This window comes from Bathymodiolus azoricus thioautotrophic gill symbiont, from assembly GCF_001298715.1.
Taxonomy (GTDB): Bacteria; Pseudomonadota; Gammaproteobacteria; order PS1; family Pseudothioglobaceae; genus Thiodubiliella.
The window spans coordinates 1-2,411 of record NZ_CDSC02000115.1 but is presented as its reverse complement, the minus strand read 5'-3'; the positions used below and the strand labels follow the sequence as shown (position 1 = coordinate 2,411).

General features: G+C 41.8%; 4 protein-coding genes. 3 read left to right on the top strand and 1 reads right to left on the bottom strand.

What is annotated here, in order from left to right; all coding sequences use genetic code 11:
* The 3 genes from BAZSYMA_RS02360 to rimI all read left to right on the top strand — a co-directional run.
* Positions 1–674: alpha-isopropylmalate synthase regulatory domain-containing protein (locus tag BAZSYMA_RS02360; RefSeq protein ID WP_277621609.1), on the top strand; the 674-nt coding region annotated here is incomplete at its 5' end.
* Positions 675–754: 80 nt separating this feature from the next.
* On the top strand, positions 755–1,396 hold the full coding sequence (locus BAZSYMA_RS02355) for a uracil-DNA glycosylase (protein WP_090715245.1): 642 nt from the start codon (positions 755–757) through the stop codon (positions 1,394–1,396).
* Between the two features lie 26 nt (positions 1,397–1,422).
* Positions 1,423–1,974: a ribosomal protein S18-alanine N-acetyltransferase gene (gene rimI, locus BAZSYMA_RS02350; protein WP_337925522.1), complete on the top strand. Its 552-nt coding sequence runs from the start codon at positions 1,423–1,425 to the stop codon at positions 1,972–1,974.
* Between the two features lie 85 nt (positions 1,975–2,059).
* Here rimI and BAZSYMA_RS02345 read toward each other — a convergent pair.
* Positions 2,060–2,411: Hsp33 family molecular chaperone HslO (locus tag BAZSYMA_RS02345; RefSeq protein WP_195910055.1), on the bottom strand; the 352-nt coding region annotated here is incomplete at its 5' end.

Genomic DNA, 2,411 nt, shown 5'->3' with positions numbered 1-2,411 from the left:
TTGTTGGCGCGAATGCTTTTGCGCATGAGTCGGGTATACATCAAGATGGTGTATTAAAGAATCGTGAAACTTATGAAATTATGCGCGCTGAAGATGTAGGCTGGGCCGCCAATCGTATGGTTTTAGGTAAGCACTCAGGGCGTAATGCGTTTAAAAGTCGGATGACTGAATTAGGTTTTGAATTCCATACTGAGTCAGAATTAAATGATGCGTTTTATCGTTTTAAGCAATTAGCCGATAAAAAGCATGAAATTTTTGATGAAGATTTACAAGCCTTAATTACTGAGGTAAGTGCTGACGCTGAAGATCATTTTAAGTTAATTGCCTTAAAAGTATGTTCAGAAACAGGCGAAACACCTCAAGCATCGGTTACTGTTAATGTGGATAAGAATGAGCTAACAGGGGATGCGACAGGTAGCGGAGCTGTCGATGCAAGCTTGAAAGCTATCGAGTCTATTGTTCAGTCGGGAGCAGTACTGGAGCTTTATTCGGTTAATAACATTACTAATGGCACTGATGCTCAAGGGGATGTCACCATCAGGTTAGCCAAGGGTGGACGTGTTGTTAATGGCTTGGGTGCTGATACCGATATTGTGGTTGCATCTGCAAAAGCTTATATTAGTGCTTTAAATAAGCTAGAGGATAAGGGCGTTAAGAAGCATCCGCAGGTTTAATGTAATTTGGAGTAACTTATTTATGTACCCCCATTTTTATAAGGGTCTGCGGACTGTTACATAATAAGTGCCAATCTTTTATGGATAATACAACGCGATTACAGTATTTAGCGGCTATGGGTATTGATGTTTGGGTACCTCGTTATGTTGATGAAGGTGCTGCAGCGCAAGAGGATAGCTGGGAGGTCTTAAATGCAGAAATGCAAGCTTGCCAGCTATGTGCTCTTAGTCACACGCGGCAACAAGTTGTTATCGGCTCAGGTAATCAGCAGGCGGATTGGTTTTGGGTAACTGAAGCACCTAGTTTGGAGGATGAGCAGCAGGGAGAGCCTTTTGCTGATAATACGAGTGAGTTATTTATTGAAATGCTTCGTGCTATGCAATTAAACAAAGATGAGATATTTATGACTCATATTGTAAAATGCAGGCCAGTTGAAGATCATGATCCAAAAGTAGCTGAATTAAATGCTTGCGCACCGTTCCTGGCGCGACAGATCAGCTTAGTCCAACCTAAGATAATTATTGCTGTAGGGCGTATTGCTGCACACCAATTATTGCAGAGTAAAGCAAGCTTGGGTGAGTTACGTGAAACAAGCTATGAATTCTCAGGTATTCCATTAGTTGTGATGTACCATCCCGCTTATTTGTTACGTAGCCTGACGAAGAAACGTGAGGCATGGCAAGATATGCAGCGGGCTTTAAGTTTTTTTTCCAAACAATAATAACAAAAGTAATAATGATAAAGCGTGTGTTTAATATAGTAAAAGGCCTTGTAACTTATGATGCCGATCGTGAATTTTATGCCAAAGTATTTCCTGATACACTAAATAGAGTGGATCTTATGCGTTTTCGTAAAATGTCCAAGACTGACTTGCCTGAGGTGTTGGAAATAGAGCGTGCTGGATATAATTATCCTTGGGCAGAGGGGGTCTTTCATGACTGCTTAAAGGCGGCTCATTATGATTGCTGGGTGTGTGAAGATGCAGAAAATAAAATGGTTGCTTTTTGCATTGTTTCCACCGCAGTGGGCGAGGCCACTGTGCTTAATTTGTGTATTTCTCCTGATGAGCGCAAGCAAGGGTTAGGGGGGAAATTTATGCGCCATATTATTGAAACTGCACAAGATAGAAAAGCGGAAAGTGTGTTTTTAGAAGTACGCCCATCAAATACAGCGGCTGTCGCTTTGTATGAAAGCCTAGGTTTTAACGAAATTGGTATGCGTCCGGGTTATTATAAAACAGAAAATGGCGAGCGCGAAGATGCGCTGATGATGGCTTATACACTGCTTCCAAGTGAGTAATAAGATTTGGATGCAAATGTGGCAGGGGCTTTTAGTCGCGACTTGTATGACACTTGCGGCTAACAGTCCCTCCCACAGACATTCCTTAATGTTTTGTTTCTGAGCCTTTTATAACAGGATTTTGGGCAAAAATCCTTTCTACATCGGCCTTGTTAAAACTATATTTTGCACTGCAAAATTCACAGTCGGCAACAATCGTATCTTGCTCGACTAATAGCTCATTAACTGCCTCACGACCTAAAGAAAGCAAAGTCGATTCGACTTGCTCGGGTGAGCAATGACATTTAAAACTGACGGCTTCTGGTGCAAATAAACGCACTTGTTCCTCGTGGAATAGGCGATGTAGTATGTCTTCGCAAGAAAGCGTTAATAATTCCTCTTCTGAGATCGTGTTGCTTAAAGCCTCAATACGCGCCCAGTCTTCCTGGTCTTGTTCA